This window comes from Sinomonas sp. RB5 (assembly GCF_054063535.1).
Map to the genome: position 1 here is coordinate 65,848 of NZ_JBSSGJ010000019.1, position 24,953 is coordinate 90,800.

Sequence of the window (24,953 nt, forward strand, 5' to 3'; positions counted from 1 at the left end):
CCGGAGCCAAGGGGAGAAGGGCCCGTCCTGCCCGCCGCGCCCGGGCCGAGGACCTATCCATCGTGTGGAATGTGCGGTTCACTGGGCTCATGCGGTCAATCTGGAAGGGCGCCATCAGCTTCGGGCTGGTCAGCGTGCCCGTGAAGGTGTACAGCGCCACCGAGGACCACGACCTCAAGCTGCACCAGGTCCATGACAAGGACCGGGGGCGCATCCGCTACCAGCGCCGCTGCGAGGTCTGCGGGGAGGTCGTCGAGTACGCGGACATCGACAAGGCGTACGAGGAGGGCGGCCGCACGGTCGTCCTCACGGACGAGGACCTCAAGTCCCTGCCGGTGGAGCGCAGCCGGGAGATCGAGGTGGTCGAGTTCGTCCCGGATACGCAGATCGACCCCATGTACTTCGAGAAGAGCTACTACCTCGAGCCCGAGAAGGTCGGGGTGAAGCCGTACCAGCTCCTGCGGCGCACCCTCGAGCAGACCGAGCTGACCGCCGTGGTGAAGTTCGCGCTGCGGCAGAAGTCCCGCCTGGGGGCGCTGCGCGTGCGCGGGGACGTCATGGTGCTCCAGGCGCTGCTGTGGCCCGACGAGGTGCGGGAGGCGGCGTTCCCCGTGCTCGAGGACACCGAGGTGAAGATCTCGGACAAGGAGCTGAAGATGTCCTCCTCCCTCGTCGAGAGCCTCTCCTCCGACTTCGAGCCGGGGCAGTTCACCGACGAGTACCAGGCCCAGCTGACGCAGCTGGTCGAGGCCAAGCTCGCCAAGGGCGATGCCGTGGACACCGAGGAGACGTTCGGCGCCCCGGCCGAGGAGGGCGGGGGCGCCGAGGTCCTGGACCTCATGGAGGCCCTGCGCCGCAGCGTCGAGAACCGGCGCAAGGCCGCGGGCGGCGCGAAGGAGCCCTCCGGCGCCAAGGCTCCGAAGGCGTCCGCGGGCGGCCGCAGCCGCGCGAAGAAGGCGGAGGCGGACGACGCCGAGGGCTCGCCTCAGGAGCAGAAGGCGCCGCCCAAGCGGCGCACCCGCAAGACCGGCTGAGCCCCGGTCGCCGGGGGGGGCCGGCTCCGCCCGGGGGCCCGGGCGGAGCCGGCGCTACTTCTTGGCCCGGACCTGGACGCGGCCGTCCCGGACGCGGGTCTCGTAGCTCGGCTGCGGCGCGCTCGCCGGGCCCAGCACCGGGGCACCGTCGGCGAGGCGGAACTGGCTGCCGTGCCAGGGGCAGGTGACGCAGCCGTTCTCGATGGTCCCCTCGTTCAGGGGGCCGCCCGCGTGCGTGCAGACGTTGTCGAGCGCGACGATCCGCCCGGCGTCGCGCGTCACGAGCAGCGGGATCTCGCCGAGCTGGACCACCTTCGGGGCCCCGTCCGCGAGCTCGTCCTCGGCGAGGAGGTCCTCCCAGTCGAGCGGGCCCTCGTGGTAGGCCGTGTGGCTGACCTTGACGCCCTTCGAGTAGGTGAGATGGCCGCCGAGGTAGCCGCCCACGGCTAGGACGCCGAGTCCGGCCAGGCCCAGGGCGCGGCCCGCGGGGCGGCGTCCCGCGCGGCGGGCGGCAAGGGAGGCGGCGTATAGCCCGAGCGCCACGGTGTTCGCCGCGGCGTGGACCAGCCCCACCCGCTCGGTGGGCCCGTAGGTGTCCGACCAGTCGTTGAGGCCGGCGGCGGCGGTCGGCACGGCGGCGACCAGGCCGGCCGCGACGAGCAGGTCGGCGGCGGCCTCGGAACCGCGGCCATTCTCCGCGTCGAGCAGGCCCTTCACATCGAGCAGGGCCGCCATGCTCCAGGCCCCGATCGGCACATCGGTCAGGACGGCGTGCAGCGGGTGGCCGGTGGGGATGCCGCTGAGCGCGTTGCGGACCGCGCGCGGGCCGACGAGGGCGTGGGCCGCCTTGCGGACCGGCTCGGCCACTCGGTCGAGGAACTCCCAGCGCTCGAGCCGGCTGACGGCGTCGTCCAACAGGTTCATCGTGTTCTCCTTGGCGGCGGGGCAGGGGACAAGGCAGTCCTACCCGCGCCCGCGCGGCTGACGCAGGCCCGATTGATGCCTTCCGCCGCGGGGTACAGGTGCGGCATGACTGAGAACCCAGACATCGGCCAGACGGCGAACCTCAACGAGAACGACTACAAGACCGGCAACCCGGACCTCGAGCCCCGCGACTCGGGTGACCAGGCGAATGACATCCGCTTCAGCGAGGAGGAGCAGCTCATCCGCGAGCAGGCCCAGGGGATCCGCGCCCAGAAGGACAACGTGCCGCGCGACAACTCGGACGTCGACAAGGCGATGGCCGGCTTCGACGTCCCCGACGCCGACCTCAACAGCGACGCGAGCGACGACCCGCCCTTCCACGGTCAGGAGCAGTAGGGCCGCAGAGCCCTCACGCCCGGCGCGCGGACCGGTGCTCCGACCTTCTGGGAGTCACCTTCTGTAAGTCACCTTCTGGGGGTCATGTTCTGGGAGTCACATGAGGTGACCCCCAGAACATGACCTTCAGACGCGGGGGGGCGGAGGGGAGGGGAGAGAGTGGCGGACGACGGCGCCACTCGCCTCGGGTGCTCAGCAGCCCTCGTAGTCGCTGAGCACCTGCACCTTCGCGGCGGAGGCGGAGCCCGGGTCGAACGTGTACCCGATCCACTCCTTCGCGAGGCGCCGCGCGAGCTCGAGCCCCACCACACGCTGGCCCATGGTGAGGACCTGGCAGTTGTTGGACAGGATCGAGCGCTCCACGGAGAACGGGTCGTGCGCCGTGGCGGCCCGGATCCCGGGGACCTTGTTCGCGGCGATCGCCACGCCGAGGCCTGTCCCGCAGAACAGGAGCGCCCGGTCAGCCCTGCCCTCGCTGATCAGCTGCCCCGCAGCGAGCCCCACGTAGGGGTAGGGGCGGGCGAAGTCTTCGGCCTCGCGGTGCACGCCGATGTCGATCACCTCGGCCACCCGCCCGTCCGCCTCGAGGTCCTTGAGCAGGGCGTCCTTGTAGTCCACCCCGGCCTCGTCCGAGCCGATGACGATCCGCAGGCCGTCCGTGGCGGCTGCCGTGTTCTGCCCGCTCATGCGGACACCTCCTCCTGGGTTGCTGAAACGATGGCGGGGCCGAGTGCGGCGAACACCGCGGCGAGCGAGGTGGCGCCGGGATCCGGCGTGCCCACGCTCTTCTCGGCGAGCGGGCGGGCCCGGCCCTTGCGCGGCGTGAGGCCGGCGGTCGCCGCGGCGGCGGACTCCGCGGCCAGGCACGCGCCGCCCCACGCCTCGGCAAGGCCCTCCCCGCGCACGACGGCGCGGCGCAGCTCCTCCTCGAACGGCACCAGGGCGTCCACGAGCGTCTTGTCGCCCGGCTGCGCGCCGCCGAGGGCCGCGATGCGCGCGGCGAAGGCCGAGATCCCGGCGGCGACCTGCGCCCCGTCCGGCACCTCGAGGTCCCCGAGGGCCTCGCCCCACGCGCGGAGCCCGGCGCCCCACAGGACCCCGGAGGTCCCGCCGGCCCGGTCCGCCCACGCGTCCCCGCCCGCGGCGAGGACGGACCCCGCCCCGCGGCCGGCCCCGAGCGCCTCGCGCGCCGCGGCCACGGCAGCGCCCGCGCCGCGGACCATGCCGCGTCCGTGGTCGCCGTCGCCGGCGACCGCGTCCATGGCGCCCAGCTCGGCCTCGAGCTCCGCGAGCCGGTCCGAGGCGGCCTCGAGCGCCGCGACGCACGCGGCGGCGTACCCGCGCGAGGCCTCGGACGACGGCGGCGCCTCGACGGCGGTGGCCGGCCCGCCGTCGTCGTCCGCGGACTCCACGGCGGAGGCGGCGGCGACGGCGCCGCGGCGGAAGGCGGGCGTCTCCGCGGGGGCCAGCCAGAGCTCCTCGAGCTCTTCGTCGAGCCAGGTCACGGTGAGCGAGACGCCGGCCATGTCCAGACTCGTGACGAGCTCGCCGACCTCCGGCGCCACGATCTCGTACCCGGCCTCGCGCAGGAGCGGCGCCACGGTGCCCCAGAGCACGAACAGCTCCTCGTGCTTGGTGGAGCCGAGCTCGTTGAGGATGACGGCGATGCGCCCCTGGTGCCCCTCGCCGGCCGGAGCCTCGGCGAGGACGCCCTCGACGAGGGCCCGCCCGAGCTCCGCGGCGGAGGGCAGGGGGACATCCCGCAGGCCGGGCTCGCCGTGGATCCCGAGCCCGAGGCCCATGTGCCCCTCCGGGAGGGTGAACAGGGGAGCGTCCGCGCCCGGGAAGGTGCAGCCGGAGAACGCGGTGCCGAGCGTGCGGGTGCGGCTGTTGGCCTTGCGCCCGATCCGCACCACCTCGTCGAGGCTGAGCCCGGCCTCCGCGGCCGCGCCCATGGCCTTGAAGACCACGAAGTCGCCCGCGATCCCGCGGCGGCGATCGGCCTCGGCGGCCGGTGCGGAGGCGACGTCGTCCGTCACGAGGACATTCTCGGCCCGGATGCCCTCGGCGGCGAGCCGCTCGGAGGCGAGGGCGAAGTTCATGACGTCCCCGGCGTAGTTGCCGTAGGTGAACACGACCCCGGCGCCGGTCTCGGCGGCCCGCGCCACCGTGCAGGCCTGCTGGGTGGAGGGCGAGGTGAAGATATTGCCCACCACGGCGCCGTCGGCGAAGCCCGCGCCGATGAGGCCGGCGAACGCGGGGTAGTGGCCCGAGCCGCCGCCCACGAGGACGGCGACCTTGGGCCGGGCGGGGCGGCGCCGGCGCACGGCGCCGCCGGGCACTTGGCGGACGAGGTCGGCGTGGACGTCGCAGAAGCCGGCGAGGGCCTCGTCGGCGAAGTCCGCGGGATCGTTGGAGATGCGCGTCATGGTGAGCCTCCTGGGGCGGCGGAGCCGGGGCCCCGGTCAGTGGATGTGGCTGCCGCCGTTGATGTCCACCGTGGTGCCGGTGAGGTAGGAGGCGCCGTCGGAGGAGAGCCAGGTGATCACCGAGGCGATCTCCTCGGTCGTGGCCGTGCGGCCGAGGGGGATGTCGCGGGCGATCGCGGCCTCCTGCTCGTCGGTGCTGCCCACACGGATGTTGGTGTCCACGGCGCCCGGGGTGATGGCGTTGACCGTGATGCCGGTCGGGGCGATCTCGCGGGCGAGGGCCTTGGTGAAGCCGAGGATGGCGGCCTTGGCTGCCGAGTAGGGCACGCGGCCGAACACGCCGCCGCCGCGCTGGGCGGAGACCGAGGACATGTTCACGACCCGGCCCCAGCCGGCTTCGATCATGGCCGGCAGGAACGCCTTGGTGACGAGGTAGGTGCCGGTGGCGTTGACCGCCATGACCTTGTTCCACAGGGCGAGGTCCGTCTCGAGGAACGGCACGGGCGAGGTGATGCCCGCGATGTTCGCGAGCGCCCCGACCACGGGCAGGCGTCCAGCAGCGACCTCGGCGGCCACGGCGGCCGCGGCGGCGGCGACCGAGGCCTCGTCGGCGACGTCGACCTCGTGCCCGAAGGCGGGGACGTTGAACTCGTTGGCGATGTCCTGGGCGATCTTGGCGGACTTCTCGCCGTCGAGGTCCAGGATGACCACCCCCCATCCCGCGCGGGCGTAGCGGCGGGCGGTGGCCACGCCGATGCCCTTCTCGGAGGTGGCGCCGGTGAGGACGGCGGTGCGCTGGATGCTGCTCATGGTGGTTCCTTCTGTTCGTCTCAGTGAGGTCTGGGTGGGGTTCAGATGAGGTCGGTGATGAAGCTCGCGGCCTTGGCGGCGGCCGCGGGGCGCTCCCCGTGGGTGAGGTCGTGCGCCTCGAGCTCGAGCGAGAAGTGCCCGTCGAAGCGGGCCTCGCGGAGGGCGGCCAGGGCCCCGGCGAAGTCCACGGAGCCGTTGCCGATGCTGAGGTTGATGTTCCCCGGCATGGCGTCGCGGAGGTGGACGTGGGTGATCCGGCCGGCGAGGGCGGCAATCGCGTCCTCCGGCCGGCTCCCCGAGGCGACGACGTGGGAGAGGTCGACGACGTGCCGCACCCGGGTGCCCTCGAGCCGGTCGGCGAGGGCGAGGGCGCGGTCGAGGGTCCCGCATAGGCGGTAGTAGTGCAGCGACTCGGTCCAGAGCCCGACGCCGGCCGCGGCCGCGCGCTCGGCTGCCGCCGCGAGCTGCTGGGCCACGCGGTCGAGGTCCTCGTCGAGGCCCGTGACCGGCTCGGGGCTGAGGGCGCCGCAGGGGAGCACGAGCGCCTTCGCCCCGACGGTGCAGGTCAGGGCGAGCAGGCGGTCGAGGTGCGCCGCCCGCGAGGCCAGCCCCGCGCCGTCGGGCGTGGCGTTGAGGTCGCCGATGTCCCCGTTGACGGAGCGCACGCGCAGCCCCGAATCGGCCACCCGGGCGGCCACGTCCGCGATGTCCGCGTCCGTGAGCTCGAAGGGCACGTGGTCGCACACTCCGGGGAGGGCGCCGAGGTCGATCTCCTCGAAGCCGAGGGCGGCCATGGTCGCGAGGGCCTCGGTGAGCGGCAGGTGCCGGAAGCTGATCGACGAGCAGCCGAGTCGGTCGTGGAACATCGGTGTCCCTCCGTGGGAAAGGAGCTGGTGTGACGTCAACCACGGTAGAGGGAAGTATTGTCAACAGTCAACCTCTAGTGCCGACTGTTGACAGTAGTGGGTGACGCGCAGCACACTGGCATATCATGTCGACTGTCAACAGAGACGGCGGCAGAGAGAGAACCCTCTTTCGGAAGGAACGCAATGAGCAACGAGGCTCTGGCCATGCGCGGCCCGGTCCACGGCACGAAGGACGCCAAGCGCGTCGCCGTCGGCTCTGCCGTCGGGGCCGTCATCGAGACGTACGACTTCATCGGCTTCGGCACCGCAGCGGCCCTCTACTTCAACCACGCCTTCTTCCCCGGCGCCGACCCGGTCACGGGCACGCTGGCCTCCTTCGCCACGCTCGGCGTGGGCTTCGCTGCCCGCCCGCTCGGGGGCATCGTCGGCGGCCACCTCGGCGACCGACTCGGCCGCAAGCCGGTCCTCGTCACCTCCCTGATCATCATGGGCCTCGCGACGTTCGCGATCGGCCTGCTGCCCACCTACGCGGCGGTGGGCATCCTCGCGCCCGTGCTGCTCGTGGCGGTCCGCATCATCCAGGGCCTCGCGTTCGGTGCCGAGTGGGGCGGCGCGATCCTCATGAGCTACGAGCACGCCCCCTGGCGGCGCAAGGGCGCCGTGACCGGGATCGTGCAGGCCGGCTTCCCCGTGGGCCTGCTGCTGGCCAACCTCGTGTTCCTCTTCAGCGTCCACCTCGGCGACGAGTGGGCCTGGCGCATCCCGTTCCTCGCGAGCCTCGCGCTCGTGATCGTGGGCCTCATCATCCGCTCCAAGGTCCCCGAGTCGCCCGTCTTCGAGGACGTCAGGGACCACGGTGAGCTCGCGAAGTCCCCCGTCACCCAGGTGATCCGCGAGGACTGGCGCAACATCGTGCGGGGCATCGGCCTGCGCATCGCGGAGACCGCCGGCTACGCCGTGTCGATCACGTACATGATCTCCTACATCAACTCGTCCAAGCTCGCGGACAAGAACCAGACGCTGATCGCCCTGTGCATCGCCTCCGCCATCGGCATCATCGCCACCTGGAAGTGGGGCGCCCTGACCGACAAGGTGGGCCGCCGGCCGGTGTACATCGCCTCCTGCGCGTTCGCCGTGCTGTTCGGCGTGCCCATGTTCCTCCTGGTCAACACCGGCATGTTCCTGTTCATCGTCGCCACGATCGTGATCGCCTACGCCGTGTGCCAGAACTCCCTTGCCGGCGCCCAGGGCGCCTGGTTCCCGGAGCTCTTCCAGGCCAAGACCCGCTCCTCCGGCGCCTCGCTCGCCTACCAGATCTCGGCCATGGTCTCCGGCTTCACCCCGTTCATCACCACCCTGCTGTTCGTGAGCTTCGGCTGGGTCGGCCCCGCCCTGCTCTTCAGCGCCTACGGCGCGATCGGCCTCTGGGCCGCCCTCGTGACCCGCGAGACCTGGGGCCGCCGCGAGCGCGAGGCCGCCGAGCGGATCTCGGCCGAGACCCCCGCTCCGGCGCACACCCACTGAAGGAACCGAGGAAGACGCAACCGATGACCTCATCGACACTCGAACCCCGCACCGCCACCGGCATGGCCGAGCGCCGCGCCGCCGTGGAGGCCGCTGCGCACAGGATCCGCCGCCACGCCCTCTTCATGGGCGAGGTCCAGGGCCAGGGCTACGTGGGCCAGGCCCTCGGAGCCGCGGACATCCTGGCCACCGTGTACACGGACCAGCTCCGCTTCCGCCCGGAGGACCCGGAGTGGGAGGACCGCGACCGGTTCCTCCTCTCCACCGGGCACTACGCGATCGGGCTCTACGCGGCGCTCGCCGAGGCCGGGACCATCCCGGTCGAGGAGCTCGAGACCTACGGCTCGGACGGCTCCCGCCTGCCGATGTCCGGCATGTCCACCTACACCCCGGGCATGGAGATCTCCGGCGGCTCGCTCGGGCACGGGCTCACGGTCGCCGTGGGCCTGGCCCTCGGGCTGCGCTACCGCGGCAACACCGCCCGCGTGGTCAACTTCCTCTCCGACGGCGAGCTCGACGAGGGCTCCACCTGGGAGGCCGCGATGGGTGCCGCGCACCACCGCCTGGGCCGGCTGACCGCCGTCGTGGACATCAACGCCCTCCAGGCCGACGGCGCGACCGCCGGCGTGCTCCGCACCGAGCCGGTCGCCGACAAGTGGGCTGCCTGCGGCTGGCGGGTGTTCCGCGTGGACGGCAATGACGTCGGCGCCCTCCTGGAGGCGTTCGACGCCGCCGGGTCGGGTTCCGCGGTGACGGACGACGGCGAGGGGGCACCCGCCGTCGTGCTCTGCGACACCAAGGTGGGTCGCGGCGTGCCGCTGCTCGAGCAGCGGGAGAAGGCGCACTTCATGCGCATCGAGGAGCACGAGTGGGCGATCTGCAACGAGCAGCTCGAGGCCGGCTGGGCCGCCCGCCAGGAAGCCAGCCAGGCGAAGGGCCAGGAGGAGAAGGCATGAGCACCGCAGGAGTGGCCATGGGCACGGCCCCGAAGCTGAAGACCTCGGCCATGATCGCCTCGTTCGCCGACCCGGGGCAGAAGACGGCCCCGGCGCCGTTCGGGCATGCCCTCGCGGCGGCCGCCGAGGCGGACCCGCGGATCGTGGGCCTCACGGCGGACCTGGGCAAGTACACGGACATGCACATCTTCGCCGGGGCCCACCCGGACCGGTTCTTCCAGATGGGCATGGCCGAGCAGCTGCTCTTCGGCGCGGCCGCCGGCATGGCGGAGGCAGGCCTCGTGCCGTTCGCCTCGACCTACTCGGTCTTCGCGGCCCGGCGCGCGTACGACTTCATCTGCCTCGACATCGCCGAGCCGAACCTGAACGTCAACATCGTCGGCGGCCTGCCGGGCCTCACCACCGGGTACGGGCCCTCGCACCAGGCCACCGAGGACGTGGCGATCTTCCGGGGCATGCCCAACCTGACGATCGTGGACCCCTGCGACTCGATCGACATCGCCCAGGCCGTCCCGCAGCTCGCGGCCTCGGACGGCCCGACCTACCTGCGCCTCCTGCGGGGCAAGGTGCCCACCGTCCTCGACGAGTACGACTACGATTTCGAGCTCGGCAAGGCCAAGGTGCTGCGCGGTGGGAGCGACGTCGTGTTCGTCTCCTCGGGGCTCATGACCATGCGGGCGCTCCAGGCGGCCGCCGAGCTCGAGAAGCACCACGTGGACGTCGCCGTGGTGCACACCCCGACGATCAAGCCCTTCGATACGGCCACCGTCCTCGCCGAGCTCGCGGGGGACCGGCTCGCGGTCACGCTCGAGAACCACACCGTGGTGGGCGGCCTGTTCGAGACCGTCGCCTCGGCCCTGGTCCGCGCCGGCCGGGCCCGGCGTGTGGTCCCGGTCGGGCTCCCGGACGAGTTCCTCGACGCCGGCGCGCTGCCCACGCTGCACGCCAAGTACGGGCTGAGCGTGGACCGGATCGTCGCGAAGGTCCTGTCCGAGCTCGGCTGAGCCGGACGCCGGAATCACGGGCGGGCGCGGGCCTTCGGGCCCCGCCCGCCCTATCATGAGTGTCAACGGCTGTCGGGTGACAGTCGACATCGGGGAGGAACCCATGGCTGTTGCAGCGTCCCTGCTGGGACTCGAGAAGCGGAGCCTGCGCGAGCAGGCGCTCGCAGCGCTCCGCCGCGCCATCACCTCCGGCGAGCTTGCGCAGGGCCAGCACCTCGTGGAGACCGAGCTGTCCGAGATGCTCGGCATCAGCCGGGGAACCCTCCGCGAGGCCCTGAGGCAGCTCGAGCAGGAAGGCCTGGCCTCCGCCGGCCCCCGCGGCCGCCTCAGCGTCCGCCACCTCGACGCGAAGGAGATCCGGGACATCTTCGCGGTGCGCGGTGCGCTCGAGTCCCTCGCCGCGCGCACCCTCATCGAGCAGCCGCGGCGCGCCAAGGCCGTGGGCGAGCTCCGGGATGCGCTCGAGCGCATGGACGAGGCCGCGGGCCGCTCGCTCGAGGACCGGATCGAGGCCGACCTGGACTTCCACCGCCTCCTCTGCCGGCTCTCCGGGAACGAGACCCTGCTGCACCAGTGGCAGTCGCTCGAGGGGTCCATTCGCATGTCCATCATGTTCGCCGGGCTCGAGCGGGCCACGAGCAACATGAGCGTGGACCGGCACCGGGCCATCGTGGACGCGGTCGAGTCCGGGGACGCCGCGACGGCGCGGGAGACGATCCTCGCCCACATGGACTCCGCCTCGGACAACCTCGTCAGCGAGGACGCGGTGGCCCCGGCCCGCTGACCCTCGACGTCCGGGGCGTTGGGACTCAGCTCGTCAGACTGAACAGCGCAACAAGAAGGAAGCCCCCGATGACGAGCGTCAGCAGGCCCAGTGCCAGCAGCAGGCCCACGCCGAAGCGTCGGGTTGGCGCTCGCACAGTCAGGACAATCGCGATCGCGAGGTACGCGTAGTAGAGCGCTGGTGACACATAGCTGACGGCTGCGGGGTGGACCTGCGACATCATGATCCCCAGTCCTAGGAGCATTGGGATGGCAGCAGACCCTGCGACCAGTCCGCCCATCACCGAGCCCCGTCCCCGCGGTGGACGGCTGGCGGAAAGATCCTGCAGCGTGGCCGGTCGCGGATAGTGGGGCATCCCCCCTGGGACGTCTCGGGTGCGCACACGATCTCCCTTTTCGGACGGAGGCGAGTGCCCCCCCATCCTCGACCATGGCCGCATGGCCGCATGGCTGTGGACCTGCAGACCGCCCTATGTGGACAAGTCCTCCCTCGGATAGCTGGCGGTGCGCTGGGCTGGCCACCTACGTGACCCGTCGTGCCCGCCGCTGCTGGGCGCTGGCGTGGGACGGCCGAGGCCCGGCGTTCCGCGCACCCTACCGCTGCGTAGGAAACAAGTAGGGCGCACGTTGTACCTGTCCGAAGAACAGGTACAACTACGTGTTTTCACGCACCCTGACGGGCTGAAAAAGTCCTCTCATCGGGCTCCTAGGAATCATCCGATCCGGGTCCGCGAAGTGTCTGAACAGTGGGGGTCTTCGGCATTCGCCGCACGTATCGCGCTGTTTCCCTCGTCACAAAGGAGCATTCCCATGAGCAAGCTGTCCCTCAAGCGCAAGGCCGCCATCGCCGTCGCCACCGCCGGGTTGGTAGGCATCGGCGGCACTGCAGCCATTGCGTACTGGACCACCACCGGCACGGGCACTGGGAGCGCCAACGCCTCGGCCGGCGGCGGCACCGTGACACTCCACTCTTCGTTCGCGGCTGGTCTTGCGCCGGGCCAGTCGACGGCGGTGGCCTACACCGCCGACAACGCGAACGACTCAAGCACCAAGGTCGGCGCGCTCGCCGCCACCGTCGCTACGAGTGACCCGCAGTGTTCGCCTTCGTGGTTCACGGTCACGGCGAACACCTCCAACACGACCGTTGCCGGCAAGTCGACTGGCACCCAAGTCGGCAGTGGCACGCTCACATTCCTTGATCCGGACGTCAACCAGGATGCCTGCAAGACCGCAACAATCACGGTCAACGTCACCAGCAACTAGCAGTTCCAGCGCTTGGCGGGACGGGTCTGGGCCCCACCCGCCTGGCGCTGCGTCAGCCGTGAACGGAATGCCGGCAGCGCCGGCCAGAGGGGGCAGAGCGTGCGGGGTCTGGGGAAGCTCGTGGCGGGTGGGCCGCGGGGCATCAGGAGAGCAATCGGCATCGTGGTCATCAGCCTGCTCGGCGTGGCCCTGCCGGCGGGCGCGCTGCTCGCCGCGGCAGGGCAGACAGCCAAGTCGGCGTTCACCATCCAGGTCTCGCCGGCCAGCCAGTCGGTGGTCCGCGGGACCGCGGCATCTTTCACGGTCACGGTCTCGTCGCAGAACGGCTTCGAGGGCTCCGTGGCGCTGACCGCAGGCTCACTCCCGGCCGCAGCGACCGCCGGGTTCGCACCGTCGAACGTCTCGCTCACCTCTGGTTCGACGACGACGTCGACCTTCACCGTGACGACGACCTCGTCCACTCCCGCTGGGGCTGCCTCCCTCCAGGTCGTGGGCACCTCGGGGAAGACCACGGCGTCCGCCACTGCGGGCCTGACGGTCAACACCCCGCAGTCGGGAGCCGTTTCGCTCTCCAGCACGCCAGCGTCGCTCTCGCTGGCCGCGGGCTCGAGCGGCGTCTTCGACCTCAGCCTCACGCGGACCAACCTCACCGGGCCGGTCGCCTTCACCCTCTCCGGGCTGCCCTCGGGCGTCGCGGCATCCTTCGCGCCGGCCAGCACCACGGGTTCGACGTCGGCTCTCCAGCTCACCGTGGACGCCGCCGCGAAGGCGACCACGGCGACGCTCACCATCGGCGCCTCGGGCCTGGACGCGACCGGAGCCACGAGGTCCGCGTCCGCGAGCGTGCAGCTCGCCGTCGTCAGCAGCCCCAAGGCGTTCACCATCGCGGGGACGGTCGCGCCCGGAATCGCCCCTGGGGTGATCCTGCCCGTGGCCCTGAGCGTCAGTAATCCGAACAACCAGCCGCTGGCGGTGACGAACCTGTCAGTGACTCTGACCGGGGTCACGAGGTCCTCGGACGCGGTGGCCAAGAACCTGCCCTGCAGCATGGCGGACTTCGCCGTCATCCAGTACACCGGCCCCTACCCTCAGACCGTCCCCGCCAACGGCACCGCCTCGCTCGCTTCGCTCGGGGTGCCGAGCAGCCAGTGGCCGCAGATCAAGATGCTCGATACCGCCGCCAACCAGGACGGGTGCAAAGGTGCGACCCTCCAGCTGGCGTACTCCGGATCCGGGGGGAACTGAGATGAACAAGCTCATGCAGCTCAGGGGCGGCAGGGGCGTCTCCGCGGCCGCCACCGCGGCAGCACTCGTCCTCGGGGGAGGTGCCGCCGCCTCCGCCTACTGGGGAACGACCGGAAGCGGATCTGGGTCGCAGACCGCCGGCCAGCTCCAGGTCCTCACCACCGAGGCCCTTGCCCAGCCAGCCGGCGGCCAGCAGCCGATCACCCCCGGAGGAGTGGCGGACGCCGCCGTGCGCGTCACCAACCCGAACCCCTACCCCGTGGAGCTCTACAGCGTGGCCTCTGCGGGCCCCGCCACGGCAGACGCCGCGCACGCGCAGTGCGTCACCACGGGCATCACGTTCCAGAACCCTGCGGTGCCGCTGGCCCCGACCGTCACGGTCCCCGCCAGCGGGAGCCTGACGGTGGTCCTTCCGGGCGCCGTCGCGATGGACCTCACCTCAGACCCGGGGTGCCAGGGCGCCTCGTTCCGGATCCCACTCACTCTCGAGGTGCGCAAGTGACTGCCATCCAGACCCGGCCCGCCCGCCGGTCCGTCCTGACCCCGACTGCGCGGCTCCGGCACGTCCTCCGCCGCGGCTGGGCCGCTCTGGCAGCCCTCCTGCTCGCGGCCACGGGCGGCGCCACCGCCTTCGCGTACTGGCAGGCCACCTCGACGGCCCCGGACGGGCTTGCCGTCGCAGACACACTCCTGCAGGGCAGCACCCCTTCAGCCCAGGCCGCCCAGGCGAACGTCACGGTCGCCTGGACCTCGAGCACGACGGCGGGCGGCCGCGCCGCGTCCGGCTACAGCGTGCGGCGCTACAGCGCCGCCACCGGTGGGACGCCCGTCGCTGCCACGGGCGGCTGCGCAGGCATCCTGGTTGCCGCTTCGTGCACGGAGGGCAGCGTCCCCGACGGCACCTGGTACTACACCGTCACTCCGGTGCTCGGCAACTGGGCCGGCCCGGAGAGCTCCAGGAGCGCCGCTGCCCTCGCCGATGCCACCGCACCGACCGTCTCTGCCGCAGTCTCACCCACCCCGAATGCCGCAGGCTACAACAGCATCAGCCCCGTCGCCGTCACCCTCACGGCCCAGGACAACCCTGGTGGCAGCGGCGTCGCCTCCGTCTCCTACTCTCTCGACGGCGCCCAGCAGGTGACGGCGCCCGGCGCGAATGCCGCGGTCTCGGTGGCCGGTGACGGAACGCACCAGCTCGCGTACTCCGCGACCGACGCCTCGGGCAACCGGGCGCCGAGCCAGTCCCTCACCGTGAAGATCGATACTCAGGCGCCGGGCACCCCGAGCCTCGTGGTCCCCTCGTACGTCAACCTCGCCAACGCCAGCAAGGTGACCGTGTCGGGCACCGCCGAGCCCGCCAGCACCGTGACGGTCACGGCGTCCGACGGCGCGGGGCACAGCGCGCACCAGACGGCACCTGCCCAGTCGAACGGGTCGTGGACCATCGGCAACCTCGACCTCTCGGGCTTCACCGACGGAACGGTGACGTTCAGTGCAGCGGCCCAGGACGCCGCGGGCAACGTGGGCCCCGCGGCCTCGGCCACAGCCATCAAGGACACGGTGGCCCCAGCTGGAACCACGATCGCACCGCTGGTCGTCTCCTCGGCGGCGACGGCGTCCTCCACCCCTGCGGCCTCCGCGACCGTCAGCGGGGCGGCCGAGGCCGGCGCGACCGTGTCGCTCAGCATCTCGGGTGCGGGCGGCTCTCCCGTCAGCGGAAACGCGAAGGCCGACTCCTCAGGCGCCTGGTCCGTTGTGGGCCTCAATCTGACCTCCTTCGCCGACGGCCAGCTCACCTATGCGGCCTACGCGACCGATGCGGCGGGGAACGCGGGGCAGGCCGTCACCCAGACCGGAACGAAGAAGACCACGACGGCGACGCCGACCTTCACCAACCCGCCCGCGACGATCATGGGAAACAAGGTCTCCTCTGTGCCCCTTGCCGGTACTGCCGAAGCGGGCGCATCGGTTGCGGTGACTGCCCGCGACGCTGCCGGGCAGAGCGCCTCCGCGACCGCCTCAGGTTCCGCCACCTGGTCGGCCACTCTCGATCTGAGCCTGCTGAACTCCGGACCGATCACCTTCACAGCCAAGGCCACGGACGCGTACGGCAACACCGCCTCCGCCAGCGTGGGAAGCCGCATCGGTCCCAAGGTCAAGTCAGTCGCGGTCAACAACGGGGGCACCGCCGGGACGGCGGATGCGGGGGACAACATCGTCATCACGTTCAGCGAGGCGATGAAGCCGAGCTCCATCTGCAGCGCCTGGACAGCGACGGCAGGCCCCTGGGCGACGTCGGGCACCACCAGCGACTTCACCGTCCAGATCACCTCGGCCGGCGCCCTCACTGTGGCCTCGACGACGGCCTGCCCGGGCGTGGGCTTCGGGACGGTCTCCCTCGGCGCCAACTACAGCAACAACTCCCAGACCCTCGTGTTCAAGCAGACCACCAGCGCCAACGGCAGCAAGTCCACCGCCGCCTCGAGGGCAAGCCTGAGCGCCGACGGAACGGTCCTCACCATCACCCTCGGGGATCTCTCCACCGGAACCGCCGCGAAGTCGGTGACGGCAGGCACCGCGACCTACCAGCCAGGCCCAGCGACCGACACCGCGTCGGTGGGGCTGCCATCCGATCCAGCGACCGCGTCAGGCAGCGGCTTCTGAGGCCGGCTAGCCGATGAGGGCAGGCATGACGAACAGGGCGGCCACGCACAGGCCCGCGCCGATGAGGATCCAGGCTCCGATGGCTATCAGCAGGCCGGCCCCGAAGCGCATCGTCGCCGGCCGGACCGTGAGGACGATCGACCCGGCCACGTAGCCGAGGAACAGCAGGACGCCGATGAAGCCCGGTACCCAGCGGATGCTCGCGAGGGCCACGGAGAGGCCGAAGAGGAGCGCGAGGGCGCCGATCCCCGCGAAGAGGCCGCCCACGAGCGACCCCCCTCCGCGCCGTGGCGGCGGGTAGAGCGGGGGCTGGGGCGGCCAGACGGGCTGCTGGGGCGGCTGAGGCGGCCAGCGTGGCGGCTGGGGCGGCCCCCAGCCGGGCGGTCGGTTGCTCATAGGATTCCCCCTTGGACCAGCAGCGAGCAGATGCGCCAGAGCCCCGCGGCGGTGAGTGCCGCAAGGTAGGCGAGGACGAGCCGGGTGTCGCGCAGGTAGCACTTCGACCGGGTGAGCCCGGCCCGCCGCGCCCTCCAGTAGCCGGCGAATCCCACGGCGGCGAAGACCACGAGCGCCACGGGTCCGGCGAGCCAGCCGAGCAGGGCGATCGTCGCGAAGACGCACAGCCGCAGCGGGTCGAACGGGGCCTGGTCCTCGCCTGCGGTGCCGCCGTCCTCAGGCGGGGCGGCGGACGACGCCGGCCGCGCGCCGTGGTGCGCCGCCGCACCGGCCGCGCCGCCCACCAGCTCGGAGGGGAGCGGCCCGGAGGCGATGCGCCGGGCGTCCTCCTCGGCGCTCACAGCACCTCCAGCGGCAGCGGCTCGCGGGGGAGCGCCCGCGGCAGCGGCACCCCCGTGGCGCTGCTCATCCGCTGCCGCGCGAGCCGGGGCCACGCCTGCACGGCACAGAACGGGGCGCACTGGTGCGCGCCGTCGTCGCCCTTGGTCCCGACGTGGACGCAGCACTGCGTGAGCCGCTCCTCGATCATGGTCGAGATGTCCATGAACGGCTTGACCGTGATGCGGGTGACCCGCTCCGCCAGGAGCTTCCGCAGGCGCTGGTGCTGGCCGGGCAGCGAGCCGGCCGCGAGGGTCGTGAGGGTGCCGATGCCGAGGTCGCACTGGGTGCAGATGTTCTTCCACAGCTCGGCCGTGCTCGGATGCGAGAGGGAGGACTGCTCGCTGAGCAGGTCCAGCAGCGAGGACTTCATAATGGAGCGCAGGCCGAGGGGGAGCGCGCTGTCGGCGATGCGGTTGGCGATGGCGTCGGGGCTGAGCTCGAGCCACTCCAGCAGCCTGTCGTGGCCGATCAGGGCCGTCAGCGACCGCCAGACTCCAGAGTCGTCCTTGAGCATGTAGCCGACCGAGGCGCAGTGCGGGTGCGAGCACGGAAGCGCAGTGAGGTCGTGCCACGAGACCACCCCGCCGGTCTGCTCCTCGAGCCTGGCCAGGACTCCGCCGTGCGTGAGGCGGTCCGACGGGTCGATCCCGTGGCCGCGGCCCGAGCCGAACACGGGCTGCAGCGCCACGCCGCCCATGAACGGCGTCTCGAGGGCGCGCATCACCACATCGCCGATCTCGCCGTCGTTGACGCCGAGCGCCGCGGTCATGGTGAGGGTGGTGAAGACCCCGGCCGCCGAGAGGCGCGCGATCGCGGCGTCCTTGATGCGGGTGAGGTCGCCGCCCCGGTGGTGGACCGAGGCCTCCCTGGACCGGCCGTCGTACTGCAGGTAGACCTCCACCCGCTCGCGGTGGCGCTCCAGCAGCGAGAGCAGGCCGTCGTCCTGGGCGATGAGCACCCCGTTGCTGTTGACCATGATCCGCACGATCGGGCGGGCCACGAGCTCCTCGAGCAGCTCCGCGAGATAGGGGTACAGGGTGGGCTCGCCGCCGGAGAGCATGAGCACATCGAGCCGCCCGTTCTCCCTGGCCAGACGTGTGTCCACGTTCGCGAGGACCTCGTCCAGCGGGGCGACCCCCTGCAGCTGGGGGCCGGACGCGGTGAAGCACGTCGGGCAGCGCAGGTTGCAGTGCTCGATCACGTCCTGGAGCAGGATGCACGTGTGCTGCGTCTGCATGGCCGGCAGCCCGAAGGCGTAGGCCTCCGGCACAGCCCTGAAGTTCCCGGCGTCGTCCGGGACGTGCTGCTTGGTCGGCGCCTGCCACTTCTCCAGATAGGCCAGGATCTCCGGTGACTCGTCGTAGAGGGTGCGCACGAGCCCGTGGTCCGGGCAGCCGCGCTCGAGCCACACGCGCCCGTCGTGCACCATGAGCGCCCCGGCGAGCCGCCGGACCTGCGCGAGCGGCGGATTCTCCGCATGGCACTCGGGGCAGAAGGCAGTGACGTACCGGTGGATCCGGTCGCCGCGGAGTGGCTGGCCGGGTCCCAGTGGAGCCCGGCGGGGGGCGGGCGAAGGTCTCATGCTCTTGCTCCTGTTCGACGAGGATGGAAGGTCACGCGGCGCCAGGTGTTCTGGCGAGATCTGCAATGCAGGGCCCGCCGCCGATCAGGAGCCAGACGCCGAGGCCTAGCAGCAGGCCGGAGCCGAGGGCCCGGGACGGGCGCCAGACCGTCAGGCCGATGGCACCGACGAGGTAGATGGCCGCGGGGACGACTGCACCGACGCCGGCGCGCGCGTTCGGGTAGCCGCCGGAGCTGAGGTACATCACGAGGTAGACCACGAAGAGGCCCACCCACCCGAGACCGGTCGCCAGCGGCACCTGCGACCACCGGCTCGGTTCCGGGGGAAGGTCATCGCGGAGCGGGGGGCCTTTTCTCATCTCACGTGCTCCCTATCTCACCGTGCCGGCCACGCAGATGCCGGCCGCGATGATCAGACCCAGCCCCAAGGCGATCAGCATGATCGTGGCGAGGAGCCCGAACGCGCTGTCGCTCCAGGCCGAACCGCGCCAGCGTTGCCGGCGCGGCCTCCTTCCCCTCACGCCTGCCTCATCTGGACGAGGACGCCGACGCAGAGCTCGCCCCCGAGGAGGAGCCAGATGCCGAAGGCGATGAGCATTCCGGCCCCCGTCAGCGAGGTCTTCCGCCAGATGGCGAGCGCGACGGCGAGCGCCAGGTAGCCGGCGAACAGGCCCCAGAAGGTGATGGCGAGCCCGAGCGGGGCGCCGTACGGGCCCCGTGGCCCGATGGCCGGGAGCATCGAAAGCCCCACCACGTAGAGGTACAGCAGGCCGAGGCCGAGGGACAGCGGGAGGAAGCCGCCGCGTGCGGGCTCCGGCTCCTCGCCGGACGGCGGGGGTGGAGGCTCCGGCGAGGGGTCGCCCTGCTCCGGACGGTCCCCGTTCACGCGGTCTCTCCCGTGGCCCCGGCTGCAGCGGCGGTCTCAGCGGTGTGGGGGCCCGCGAAGACCTTCCACACGCGCCAGGCGAGCAGGGGTAGCATCGCGAGGAGGAACCACTGGGGCCGGCTCATACCGAGCCAGAGGTCCTCGTTGCCGCGGACGAACTCGACGGCGAAACGGAAGAGGGCGTAGGCGGCCACGTACAGGACGAAGAGGTCTCCCGAGCGCCGCACGCGCTCGCGGTAGCGGACCATGAGGGCGAACGCCACCGCGTGGAACACGATCTCGTACACGAACGAAGGGTGCAGCCCCACACCTGCCGGCGCGCCGAACATCGCCGCCTGCTGAGGAGTGAGCGCGATGCCCCAGGCGCCGCCCGTGGGCGTGCCGGGAAGCTCGGTGAGCAGGCAGCCGATCCGGCCGATGGACATGGCGAGCGCCACGGCCGGGGCGAACAGGTCCCCGGTGGAGGGCCGGTACCCGAGGAGCCGCTTGCCGAGGTGCACGCCGAGCCAGGCCCCGACGAGGCCTGCCAGGATGCTCCGGTCGCCCTCCACCCACCAGTCGACGGGGGAGACTGACCTGGTCGGGTCCCACGTGATGCGCGAGCCGATCGCACCGAAGGCCACCGCGAACCCCGCCAAAGCCCACAGCCGCGGGTCGTCGAGGCCGCGGCGGCGCTTCTCCAGGGCATAGAACACCAGCGCCGCGGCGATGCCCAGGCCCATGAGCACGCCGTGGACCACACCGTTCCCCGCGTACGGCAGCCCCCACGTCATGGGCCCTACAGTAGGGCCGGGGATACCCGCCGGAGTAGAGCCCAAGCGCCTCTGTGGACAACTGCCTCCGCGGGTTCAGCGTGCCTTGGCGCTCAGCGCGTCTTCTGCCCCACCCGCCCCACGAAGCGGTCCATGCCCCGGTTGATCCCGAAGAAGTCGGCGAGCCGGTCGAACGCCCGCGTGGGCAGCGCCCGCATGAGCGGCACGAGGCGGGCGAACGGCGGCAGGATGATCTGCTCGCGGCCGGACTCGATGCCGTCGATGACCTTCAGCGCCACCTCCTGCTCCTCGAGGATCGGCAGCAGCAGGGGGAATCGGGTCGAGACCCCGGCGAACATGCCGGTGTTGATGTAGTACGGACAGACCGCGAGCGTCCCGATTCCGTGCCCGTCGGCGCGGAGCTCGGCGCGCAGCGACTCGGTGAAGCCCAGCGCGGCGAATTTGGAGGCCGAGTAGTCCGTCTGGCGGGCGACGCCGATCAGCCCGGCTGCGCTCGCGATGGTGGCCACGGTGCCGCGCCGGCGGCCGATCATGCCGGGCAGGAACGCGCGCGTGACCCAGTAGAGCGCGAGGGCGTTGACCTCGAAGGTGCGACGGATGGACTCCTCGGTCGCCTCGAGCAGGGGCTTGCCGGCCACGACGCCGGCGTTGTTCACGAGCACGTCCACGTCTCCCGTCTCGCGGGCCGCTGCCGCGACGCGGGCCGGGTCCGTGACGTCCACGGCGTACGAGCTGGCAAGGCCCCCGGCGGCGACGATCTCCGCGGCGACCGCCGTGCCGCCGTCGTCCGAAAGGTCCCAGACCACCACCTCGGCGCCCCGCCGGGCCGCCTCGAGGGCCATGAGTCGGCCGATTCCGGAGGCTCCTCCAGTGATCAGGATGCGTGCGCCACGAAGGCGGGTTCCTCGGTACATGTGACCTAGGTTACCAACGAGTAGCTTTTGGGGAACCCCCGCGGCGGCGGGGATTTCAGGCGATTCCCCCGGTCTGGGCGAGCATGGAGAGCCAGATCTCGCCGCCGAGGAAGAGCCATACGCCCAGGCCGACGAGCAGGCCGGCGCCGAGGTTGCGGTACGGGCCCTTGCGGATGGCGAGCACGAGCGCCCCGGCCAGGTAGAGGAACCCCGGGAGGAAGGCGAGGGTGCCGATGCCGCCCTGCGGGCCGACGGCGGCCAGGATCGCTCCGTAGACAATGTAGAGGACGGCGGCGCCCGCGACGATTCCCGCACCGAAGCCGCTGCCGCTGAATCCCGGCCGCGGGCCCGGCGTCGGAGTGCGGCGGTACCCGGGCGACGTCTGCCCCATGAACGGTGACCCTACTGCCGGGCGGCCATGACGCAAAAGGTGGGGGGCGGGTCCTGCCCGCGGCCGGAGCGGTCAGGCCCAGACCGAATACCCGCCCCACTTGTCGTAGAGCTTGCGGCGCTGGACTCCCCACGGCGCGAGCCAGAGGACTGAGTCGTCCGCCGTGGCCTGCTCGACCTCTCCCGTGGCCACCAGCTGGCCCTCGAGCCAGACCTCCACGGTGCGCCCGATGAGGCGGGACCAGTCTTCGCGCTGGCCCCGCCCGCTGTTGGTCTTGAGTGCACTGGTCCGCTTCATTGCAGGTCCACCACCCCTCAGGTCTGTCATATGCATCTGATATATCAACACGGTAAGGGCTTGTCGCTCACGGGTCAACCGTTCCTTCGGGGGAGAAGATGTTTCACCCCGGTGACATCTTTCTGGCGTTTTAAAAAACCCTTGACGTCGATCTGTGGCGTCGCTCACTGTTGTGTATGTCGAAACCAGTTGCACCAAACGCAATTGATTTCCACGCGGCCAGCACATCTCAGGAGCATGATGAAGACTCTCGCCATCGTTGGATCATCCCTCGCCGGCCTGTCCGCCGCCCGCGCGGCCCGAGCCGAGGGATTCGACGGTCGGCTCGTCCTGATCGGCGAGGAGCCGCACCGTCCCTATGACCGCCCGCCGCTGAGCAAGGACTTCCTCAGCGGGAAGGTCGGACCGGAGGCGCTGCGGCTCGAGAGCGATGACGAGGACCTCGCCGCCGAGTGGGTCCTCGGGCAGCGGGCGGCCTCCCTCGACCCGAGGGAGCGGGCCGTGGTGCTCGAGGACGGGACGAGGGTCGAGGCGGACGGCGTCGTCCTGGCCACCGGCTCCACCGCCCGCGTGCTCCCGGCCCTCGACGGATTCGAGAATGTGCACACCCTGCGCACGCTCGACGACGCACAGCGACTCGGGGAGGCCCTGGCTCCCGGGGTGCGGCTGCTGGTTGTCGGGGCAGGCCTCATCGGGGCGGAAGTGGCCTCGACCGCGCGTGCCGCGGGCGCTGAGGTCGTCATCCTCGCCGGTGGGGGCGTGCCGCTGGCCCGCTGCGTGGGTCCGAGTATGGGTTCCGTCCTTGCCGGGCTGCATGCCGCTCACGGGGTCGAGCTCCTCCACGGTGCGGGAATCGACGCGGTCCGGTCCGAAGGGGCCCAGGTCCGCTCCGTCGAACTCGCCGACGGACGCGTCATCGAGGTCGACGCGGTGCTGGTCGCCGTCGGCGGAGAGGCGGCCACCGGCTGGCTCTCCGGGTCCGGGCTCGAGGTCGCGGACGGCGTGGTCTGCGACGAGCACGGCCGCACTCGGCTGCCCGGCGTCGTCGCTGTCGGCGACTGCGCAGCATGGCGAGACCACCACCTCGGCCGCCCGCATCGGCTCGGCCACTGGAATGCCGCCCTCACCCAGCCGGCCCGGGCCGTCCGTGCCCTCCTGGGATCGCCCGATCCCGAGCCGCAGTCCACGCTCCCGTACTTCTGGTCCGACCAGTACGGAATCCGCATCCAGTTCAGCGGTCACGCAGAGCTCGCCGACCGGATCGAGATCGAGGCGGGCGACGCCGAGGGCCTCAGCTTCCTGGCCGCCTATTACCGCGGAGACGATCCGGTGGCGCTGCTCAGCTGCGCGCAGGCCAAGCTCTTCGCGAGGCGGCGGCGGGACGTCGAACGCTCCCAGCGCGCCCGCATCGCCGAGACACTCGGGGCACTCCTGAACTAGGCGGCCCACGCGCCGTCGAAGAAGACCTTTCCCCTTCATCCACCATCCGACGAGGAGAAGACATGACCACTGCACCTGAGAAGACCGAGGCAGCCAAGGGCGGAGTGAGGATCTCCGAGAGCCTCATCGCGACCCTCCCCGGCTCGACGTACGTCGACGAAGCCGTCTTCCGGGCCGAGCAGGAGCGCATCTTCGAGCAGATGTGGTTCTGCGCCGTTCGCTCGGCAGACCTCGATGGTCCCGGGACCTTCAAGACCGTCCAGATCGGGCGCGAGAGCGTCATCGTCTCCCGCAACCGCAAGGGTGAGATCCGGGCGTTCTTCAACATCTGCCGGCACCGCGGCGTCAAGCTCTGCATGGAGGATTCCGGCAAGGCCGAGCGCTCCTTCCAGTGCCCGTACCACGCGTGGACGTACGACCTCGATGGCAAGCTCATCGCTGCGCCGAATCTCACCAAGATGCCGGACATCGACCGCCAGGAGTACGGCCTCGTCAAGGTCCACATCCGCGAGTACCTCGGCTACGTGTGGCTGTGCCTGGCCGAGGAGCCGCCCTCGTTCGAGGACGATGTGATGGGCGCGATCGAGACCCGGCTCGGCGACGTGCACAAGATCGACGGCTACGACGTGGCGAACCTGGCCCTGGGCCGCAGGATCACCTATGACGTGAAGGCCAACTGGAAGCTCATCATCGAGAACTTCATGGAGTGCTACCACTGCGCGACCATCCACCCGGAGCTGACGGAGGTGCTTCCCGAGTTCGCGGACGGCCTCGCGGCCCAGTACTTCGTGGGCCACGGAGCCGAGTTCGGCGCCGACATCAAGGGCTTCACCGTGGACGGCTCGGAGGGCCTCGACGTCATCCCCGGCGTCGGCGAGGACCAGGACCGCCGCTACTACGCGATCACCATCAAGCCGACGGTCTTCGTCAACCTCGTCCCGGACCACGTCATCATCCACCGCATGTTCCCGATGGCCGCGGACCGCACGATCGTCGAGTGCGACTGGCTCTACCTCCCCCACGTGGTGGAGAGCGGCAAGGACCTCGACGCATCGGTGGAGCTGTTCCACCGGGTCAACGAGCAGGACTTCGATGCGTGCGAGCGGTGCCAGCCCGCGATGGCCTCCAGGATCTACGCCCACGGCGGAGTGCTCGTGCCGAGCGAGCACCACATCGGCGAGTTCCACGACTGGGTGACGTCCAAGGTCGGCGACGTCATCGCGACGAACCAGCAGTGAGGAGGAGAGTCCCATGAGCGAGAGCATGAAGCACATCTGCCCCCTGTCGGAGCTCGCGAGGGGCGACGCCATGCGGATCGAGACACGGCCCCCCATCGCGCTCTTCCACACCGAGGAGGGCGAACTGTTCGCGATCGACGACACCTGCACCCATCAGGATGCCTCGCTCGCGGACGGCTACGTGGAGGGATGCGAGGTCGAGTGCCCCCTCCACGCCTCGAAGTTCAGCCTCCGCACGGGCACCGTGGACGCTCCGCCGGCGAAGCTGCCGGTGCGCGTGCACACCGTGGAAGTGCGCGATGGCGAGATCTACCTCCAGGAATCCGACGAAGTGCCCAACCTTCCCCCCGGCATCACGGTGGACGGCCACGTCTGAGGAGGCGCGGGAGATTCGTGGGCGAGTATGCCGCGGACCGGCGCCGCGGCTACTTCGCGAGCTTCCCCGACATGGGCTCCTACCTCGGATTCACGGCCAGGTCCGTGCTCGTCTCGATACTCCAGCTCAGGCTCGGTGCGTCGGCCACGGGGGGGAGTACGGCTGGAGAATCCCTCGCTCGCCCGGCCCTCACCCGCAGGGGTGTGTAAGGCCGAGTCCAAGGGCGCACCCCGGCTCGATGTGAAGTGAATGCTTCTGAATACGACTGATATACCTGACTACTTTATGGGTCCCTCGGGGTCGTGGTCAATGGGCCGCCGAG

Annotated in this window: 28 protein-coding genes and 1 pseudogene; 14 read left to right on the forward strand and 15 right to left on the reverse strand. The window is 71.2% G+C overall.

Going from position 1 to position 24,953, the window contains the following annotated elements:
- Positions 1-89: 89 nt before the first annotated feature.
- Positions 90-1,034, forward strand: coding sequence for a non-homologous end joining protein Ku (ku, locus tag ACVWWH_RS17955; protein ID WP_457317479.1), 945 nt, complete (start codon positions 90-92; stop codon positions 1,032-1,034).
- Positions 1,035-1,088: 54 nt separating this feature from the next.
- Here ku and ACVWWH_RS17960 read toward each other — a convergent pair whose 3' ends face one another.
- Complete coding sequence (locus ACVWWH_RS17960; RefSeq protein ID WP_066500478.1) at positions 1,089-1,958, reverse strand: Rieske (2Fe-2S) protein; 870 nt, start codon at positions 1,956-1,958, stop codon at positions 1,089-1,091.
- Between the two features lie 105 nt (positions 1,959-2,063).
- Between ACVWWH_RS17960 and ACVWWH_RS17965 the strand changes: the two genes are divergently transcribed.
- Positions 2,064-2,354 (forward strand): hypothetical protein, encoded by a 291-nt coding sequence (locus tag ACVWWH_RS17965; protein ID WP_457317480.1) that lies wholly within the window; start codon positions 2,064-2,066, stop codon positions 2,352-2,354.
- A gap of 192 nt (positions 2,355-2,546) precedes the next feature.
- Here the strand turns inward: ACVWWH_RS17965 and ACVWWH_RS17970 are convergent, their stop codons facing one another.
- From ACVWWH_RS17970 to ACVWWH_RS17985, 4 genes are read right to left on the reverse strand one after another with little or no spacing between them, the layout of a single operon-like run.
- Positions 2,547-3,041, reverse strand: coding sequence for a ribose-5-phosphate isomerase (locus tag ACVWWH_RS17970; RefSeq protein ID WP_066500475.1), 495 nt, complete (start codon positions 3,039-3,041; stop codon positions 2,547-2,549).
- On the reverse strand, positions 3,038-4,783 hold the full coding sequence (locus ACVWWH_RS17975) for a dihydroxyacetone kinase family protein (protein ID WP_457317481.1): 1,746 nt from the start codon (positions 4,781-4,783) through the stop codon (positions 3,038-3,040). Before ACVWWH_RS17975 ends, ACVWWH_RS17970 begins: the two co-directional genes overlap by 4 nt.
- A gap of 36 nt (positions 4,784-4,819) precedes the next feature.
- Positions 4,820-5,593 (reverse strand): SDR family NAD(P)-dependent oxidoreductase, encoded by a 774-nt coding sequence (locus ACVWWH_RS17980; protein WP_457317482.1) that lies wholly within the window; start codon positions 5,591-5,593, stop codon positions 4,820-4,822.
- A gap of 41 nt (positions 5,594-5,634) precedes the next feature.
- The gene (locus ACVWWH_RS17985) at positions 5,635-6,459 is read right to left on the reverse strand and encodes a sugar phosphate isomerase/epimerase family protein (protein ID WP_457317483.1); all 825 of its coding nucleotides are present in this window, start codon (positions 6,457-6,459) and stop codon (positions 5,635-5,637) included.
- Between the two features lie 183 nt (positions 6,460-6,642).
- Between ACVWWH_RS17985 and ACVWWH_RS17990 the strand changes: the two genes are divergently transcribed.
- The 4 genes from ACVWWH_RS17990 (at position 6,643) to ACVWWH_RS18005 (ending at position 10,727) form a co-directional block, all read left to right on the forward strand.
- Positions 6,643-7,983: an MFS transporter gene (locus tag ACVWWH_RS17990; protein WP_066500469.1), complete on the forward strand. Its 1,341-nt coding sequence runs from the start codon at positions 6,643-6,645 to the stop codon at positions 7,981-7,983.
- Between the two features lie 23 nt (positions 7,984-8,006).
- Positions 8,007-8,939 carry a transketolase gene (locus ACVWWH_RS17995; RefSeq protein ID WP_457317484.1) on the forward strand — a complete coding sequence of 311 codons (933 nt, stop codon included), beginning with the start codon at positions 8,007-8,009 and terminating at the stop codon, positions 8,937-8,939.
- Entirely contained in the window at positions 8,936-9,943 is a 1,008-nt protein-coding gene (locus tag ACVWWH_RS18000) for a transketolase family protein (protein WP_457317485.1), read from the forward strand. The genes ACVWWH_RS17995 and ACVWWH_RS18000 overlap by 4 nt, the downstream gene beginning before the upstream one ends.
- Positions 9,944-10,046: 103 nt before the next feature.
- Positions 10,047-10,727, forward strand: coding sequence for a GntR family transcriptional regulator (locus ACVWWH_RS18005; RefSeq protein WP_447419950.1), 681 nt, complete (start codon positions 10,047-10,049; stop codon positions 10,725-10,727).
- 25 nt (positions 10,728-10,752) lie between these two features.
- Here the strand turns inward: ACVWWH_RS18005 and ACVWWH_RS18010 are convergent, their stop codons facing one another.
- The gene (locus ACVWWH_RS18010; protein WP_141305609.1) at positions 10,753-10,950 is read right to left on the reverse strand and encodes a hypothetical protein; all 198 of its coding nucleotides are present in this window, start codon (positions 10,948-10,950) and stop codon (positions 10,753-10,755) included.
- Positions 10,951-11,536: 586 nt separating this feature from the next.
- On the opposite strand from ACVWWH_RS18010, the gene ACVWWH_RS18015 reads away from it, so the two are divergent.
- From ACVWWH_RS18015 to ACVWWH_RS18030, 4 genes are all read left to right on the forward strand, one after another.
- A complete protein-coding gene (locus ACVWWH_RS18015; RefSeq protein WP_066500459.1) occupies positions 11,537-11,989 on the forward strand; it encodes a hypothetical protein in 453 nt (150 codons plus the stop codon).
- 99 nt (positions 11,990-12,088) lie between these two features.
- Positions 12,089-13,234, forward strand: a complete 1,146-nt coding sequence (locus tag ACVWWH_RS18020) for a COG1470 family protein (RefSeq protein WP_457317486.1) — start codon at positions 12,089-12,091, stop codon at positions 13,232-13,234.
- A 1-nt stretch (position 13,235) separates the two neighbouring features.
- Entirely contained in the window at positions 13,236-13,736 is a 501-nt protein-coding gene (locus ACVWWH_RS18025; RefSeq protein ID WP_457317487.1) for a hypothetical protein, read from the forward strand.
- The gene (locus ACVWWH_RS18030; RefSeq protein ID WP_457317488.1) at positions 13,733-15,898 is read left to right on the forward strand and encodes an OmpL47-type beta-barrel domain-containing protein; all 2,166 of its coding nucleotides are present in this window, start codon (positions 13,733-13,735) and stop codon (positions 15,896-15,898) included. Before ACVWWH_RS18025 ends, ACVWWH_RS18030 begins: the two co-directional genes overlap by 4 nt.
- 6 nt (positions 15,899-15,904) lie before the next feature.
- Here the strand turns inward: ACVWWH_RS18030 and ACVWWH_RS18035 are convergent, their stop codons facing one another.
- From ACVWWH_RS18035 to ACVWWH_RS18075, 9 genes are all read right to left on the reverse strand, one after another.
- Positions 15,905-16,294, reverse strand: a complete 390-nt coding sequence (locus tag ACVWWH_RS18035) for a hypothetical protein (protein WP_457317489.1) — start codon at positions 16,292-16,294, stop codon at positions 15,905-15,907.
- Positions 16,291-16,695 (reverse strand): hypothetical protein, encoded by a 405-nt coding sequence (locus tag ACVWWH_RS18040; protein WP_457317490.1) that lies wholly within the window; start codon positions 16,693-16,695, stop codon positions 16,291-16,293. Before ACVWWH_RS18040 ends, ACVWWH_RS18035 begins: the two co-directional genes overlap by 4 nt.
- Positions 16,692-18,317, reverse strand: coding sequence for a radical SAM protein (locus tag ACVWWH_RS18045; protein WP_457317491.1), 1,626 nt, complete (start codon positions 18,315-18,317; stop codon positions 16,692-16,694). The genes ACVWWH_RS18040 and ACVWWH_RS18045 overlap by 4 nt, the downstream gene beginning before the upstream one ends.
- Positions 18,318-18,348: 31 nt before the next feature.
- Positions 18,349-18,675 carry a hypothetical protein gene (locus ACVWWH_RS18050; RefSeq protein ID WP_141305613.1) on the reverse strand — a complete coding sequence of 109 codons (327 nt, stop codon included), beginning with the start codon at positions 18,673-18,675 and terminating at the stop codon, positions 18,349-18,351.
- Positions 18,676-18,833: 158 nt separating this feature from the next.
- On the reverse strand, positions 18,834-19,202 hold the full coding sequence (locus ACVWWH_RS18055; RefSeq protein WP_457317492.1) for a hypothetical protein: 369 nt from the start codon (positions 19,200-19,202) through the stop codon (positions 18,834-18,836).
- The gene (locus ACVWWH_RS18060) at positions 19,199-19,975 is read right to left on the reverse strand and encodes a prolipoprotein diacylglyceryl transferase (RefSeq protein ID WP_457317493.1); all 777 of its coding nucleotides are present in this window, start codon (positions 19,973-19,975) and stop codon (positions 19,199-19,201) included. Before ACVWWH_RS18060 ends, ACVWWH_RS18055 begins: the two co-directional genes overlap by 4 nt.
- Before the next feature lie 92 nt (positions 19,976-20,067).
- Positions 20,068-20,889 (reverse strand): SDR family oxidoreductase, encoded by an 822-nt coding sequence (locus ACVWWH_RS18065; protein WP_457317494.1) that lies wholly within the window; start codon positions 20,887-20,889, stop codon positions 20,068-20,070.
- Positions 20,890-20,944: 55 nt separating this feature from the next.
- The gene (locus tag ACVWWH_RS18070; RefSeq protein WP_066500441.1) at positions 20,945-21,280 is read right to left on the reverse strand and encodes a hypothetical protein; all 336 of its coding nucleotides are present in this window, start codon (positions 21,278-21,280) and stop codon (positions 20,945-20,947) included.
- Positions 21,281-21,352: 72 nt separating this feature from the next.
- The gene (locus tag ACVWWH_RS18075) at positions 21,353-21,577 is read right to left on the reverse strand and encodes a hypothetical protein (RefSeq protein ID WP_066500437.1); all 225 of its coding nucleotides are present in this window, start codon (positions 21,575-21,577) and stop codon (positions 21,353-21,355) included.
- A 237-nt stretch (positions 21,578-21,814) separates the two neighbouring features.
- On the opposite strand from ACVWWH_RS18075, the gene ACVWWH_RS18080 reads away from it, so the two are divergent.
- The 4 genes and pseudogenes from ACVWWH_RS18080 to ACVWWH_RS18095 form a co-directional block, all read left to right on the forward strand.
- The gene (locus ACVWWH_RS18080; RefSeq protein ID WP_457317495.1) at positions 21,815-23,017 is read left to right on the forward strand and encodes an NAD(P)/FAD-dependent oxidoreductase; all 1,203 of its coding nucleotides are present in this window, start codon (positions 21,815-21,817) and stop codon (positions 23,015-23,017) included.
- A gap of 62 nt (positions 23,018-23,079) precedes the next feature.
- Complete coding sequence (locus ACVWWH_RS18085; protein ID WP_457317496.1) at positions 23,080-24,255, forward strand: aromatic ring-hydroxylating oxygenase subunit alpha; 1,176 nt, start codon at positions 23,080-23,082, stop codon at positions 24,253-24,255.
- Positions 24,256-24,280: 25 nt separating this feature from the next.
- The gene (locus ACVWWH_RS18090; protein ID WP_457317503.1) at positions 24,281-24,631 is read left to right on the forward strand and encodes a bifunctional 3-phenylpropionate/cinnamic acid dioxygenase ferredoxin subunit; all 351 of its coding nucleotides are present in this window, start codon (positions 24,281-24,283) and stop codon (positions 24,629-24,631) included.
- 14 nt (positions 24,632-24,645) lie between these two features.
- A pseudogene (locus ACVWWH_RS18095) lies at positions 24,646-24,806 on the forward strand (MFS transporter); the annotation flags it as partial.
- Positions 24,807-24,953 lie beyond the last annotated feature (147 nt).

What these genes read in the sequence shown, in the direction of transcription:
- ACVWWH_RS18070 (WP_066500441.1), bottom strand. Translation starts at nt 21,280, where the DNA reads ATGGGGCAGACGTCGCCCGGGTACCGCCGCACTCCGACGCCGGGCCCG.
- ACVWWH_RS17965 (WP_457317480.1), top strand. Translation starts at nt 2,064, where the DNA reads ATGACTGAGAACCCAGACATCGGCCAGACGGCGAACCTCAACGAGAAC.
- ACVWWH_RS18000 (WP_457317485.1), top strand. Translation starts at nt 8,936, where the DNA reads ATGAGCACCGCAGGAGTGGCCATGGGCACGGCCCCGAAGCTGAAGACC.
- ACVWWH_RS18005 (WP_447419950.1), top strand. Translation starts at nt 10,047, where the DNA reads ATGGCTGTTGCAGCGTCCCTGCTGGGACTCGAGAAGCGGAGCCTGCGC.
- ACVWWH_RS18085 (WP_457317496.1), top strand. Translation starts at nt 23,080, where the DNA reads ATGACCACTGCACCTGAGAAGACCGAGGCAGCCAAGGGCGGAGTGAGG.
- ACVWWH_RS17980 (WP_457317482.1), bottom strand. Translation starts at nt 5,593, where the DNA reads ATGAGCAGCATCCAGCGCACCGCCGTCCTCACCGGCGCCACCTCCGAG.
- ACVWWH_RS18015 (WP_066500459.1), top strand. Translation starts at nt 11,537, where the DNA reads ATGAGCAAGCTGTCCCTCAAGCGCAAGGCCGCCATCGCCGTCGCCACC.
- ACVWWH_RS17990 (WP_066500469.1), top strand. Translation starts at nt 6,643, where the DNA reads ATGAGCAACGAGGCTCTGGCCATGCGCGGCCCGGTCCACGGCACGAAG.
- ku (WP_457317479.1), top strand. Translation starts at nt 90, where the DNA reads ATGCGGTCAATCTGGAAGGGCGCCATCAGCTTCGGGCTGGTCAGCGTG.
- ACVWWH_RS18050 (WP_141305613.1), bottom strand. Translation starts at nt 18,675, where the DNA reads ATGAGAAAAGGCCCCCCGCTCCGCGATGACCTTCCCCCGGAACCGAGC.
- ACVWWH_RS18025 (WP_457317487.1), top strand. Translation starts at nt 13,236, where the DNA reads ATGAACAAGCTCATGCAGCTCAGGGGCGGCAGGGGCGTCTCCGCGGCC.
- ACVWWH_RS17960 (WP_066500478.1), bottom strand. Translation starts at nt 1,958, where the DNA reads ATGAACCTGTTGGACGACGCCGTCAGCCGGCTCGAGCGCTGGGAGTTC.
- ACVWWH_RS17995 (WP_457317484.1), top strand. Translation starts at nt 8,007, where the DNA reads ATGACCTCATCGACACTCGAACCCCGCACCGCCACCGGCATGGCCGAG.
- ACVWWH_RS18065 (WP_457317494.1), bottom strand. Translation starts at nt 20,889, where the DNA reads ATGTACCGAGGAACCCGCCTTCGTGGCGCACGCATCCTGATCACTGGA.
- ACVWWH_RS18010 (WP_141305609.1), bottom strand. Translation starts at nt 10,950, where the DNA reads ATGATGTCGCAGGTCCACCCCGCAGCCGTCAGCTATGTGTCACCAGCG.
- ACVWWH_RS17985 (WP_457317483.1), bottom strand. Translation starts at nt 6,459, where the DNA reads ATGTTCCACGACCGACTCGGCTGCTCGTCGATCAGCTTCCGGCACCTG.
- ACVWWH_RS18060 (WP_457317493.1), bottom strand. Translation starts at nt 19,975, where the DNA reads ATGACGTGGGGGCTGCCGTACGCGGGGAACGGTGTGGTCCACGGCGTG.
- ACVWWH_RS18090 (WP_457317503.1), top strand. Translation starts at nt 24,281, where the DNA reads ATGAAGCACATCTGCCCCCTGTCGGAGCTCGCGAGGGGCGACGCCATG.
- ACVWWH_RS17970 (WP_066500475.1), bottom strand. Translation starts at nt 3,041, where the DNA reads ATGAGCGGGCAGAACACGGCAGCCGCCACGGACGGCCTGCGGATCGTC.
- ACVWWH_RS18045 (WP_457317491.1), bottom strand. Translation starts at nt 18,317, where the DNA reads ATGAGACCTTCGCCCGCCCCCCGCCGGGCTCCACTGGGACCCGGCCAG.
- ACVWWH_RS17975 (WP_457317481.1), bottom strand. Translation starts at nt 4,783, where the DNA reads ATGACGCGCATCTCCAACGATCCCGCGGACTTCGCCGACGAGGCCCTC.
- ACVWWH_RS18075 (WP_066500437.1), bottom strand. Translation starts at nt 21,577, where the DNA reads ATGAAGCGGACCAGTGCACTCAAGACCAACAGCGGGCGGGGCCAGCGC.
- ACVWWH_RS18080 (WP_457317495.1), top strand. Translation starts at nt 21,815, where the DNA reads ATGATGAAGACTCTCGCCATCGTTGGATCATCCCTCGCCGGCCTGTCC.
- ACVWWH_RS18035 (WP_457317489.1), bottom strand. Translation starts at nt 16,294, where the DNA reads ATGAGCAACCGACCGCCCGGCTGGGGGCCGCCCCAGCCGCCACGCTGG.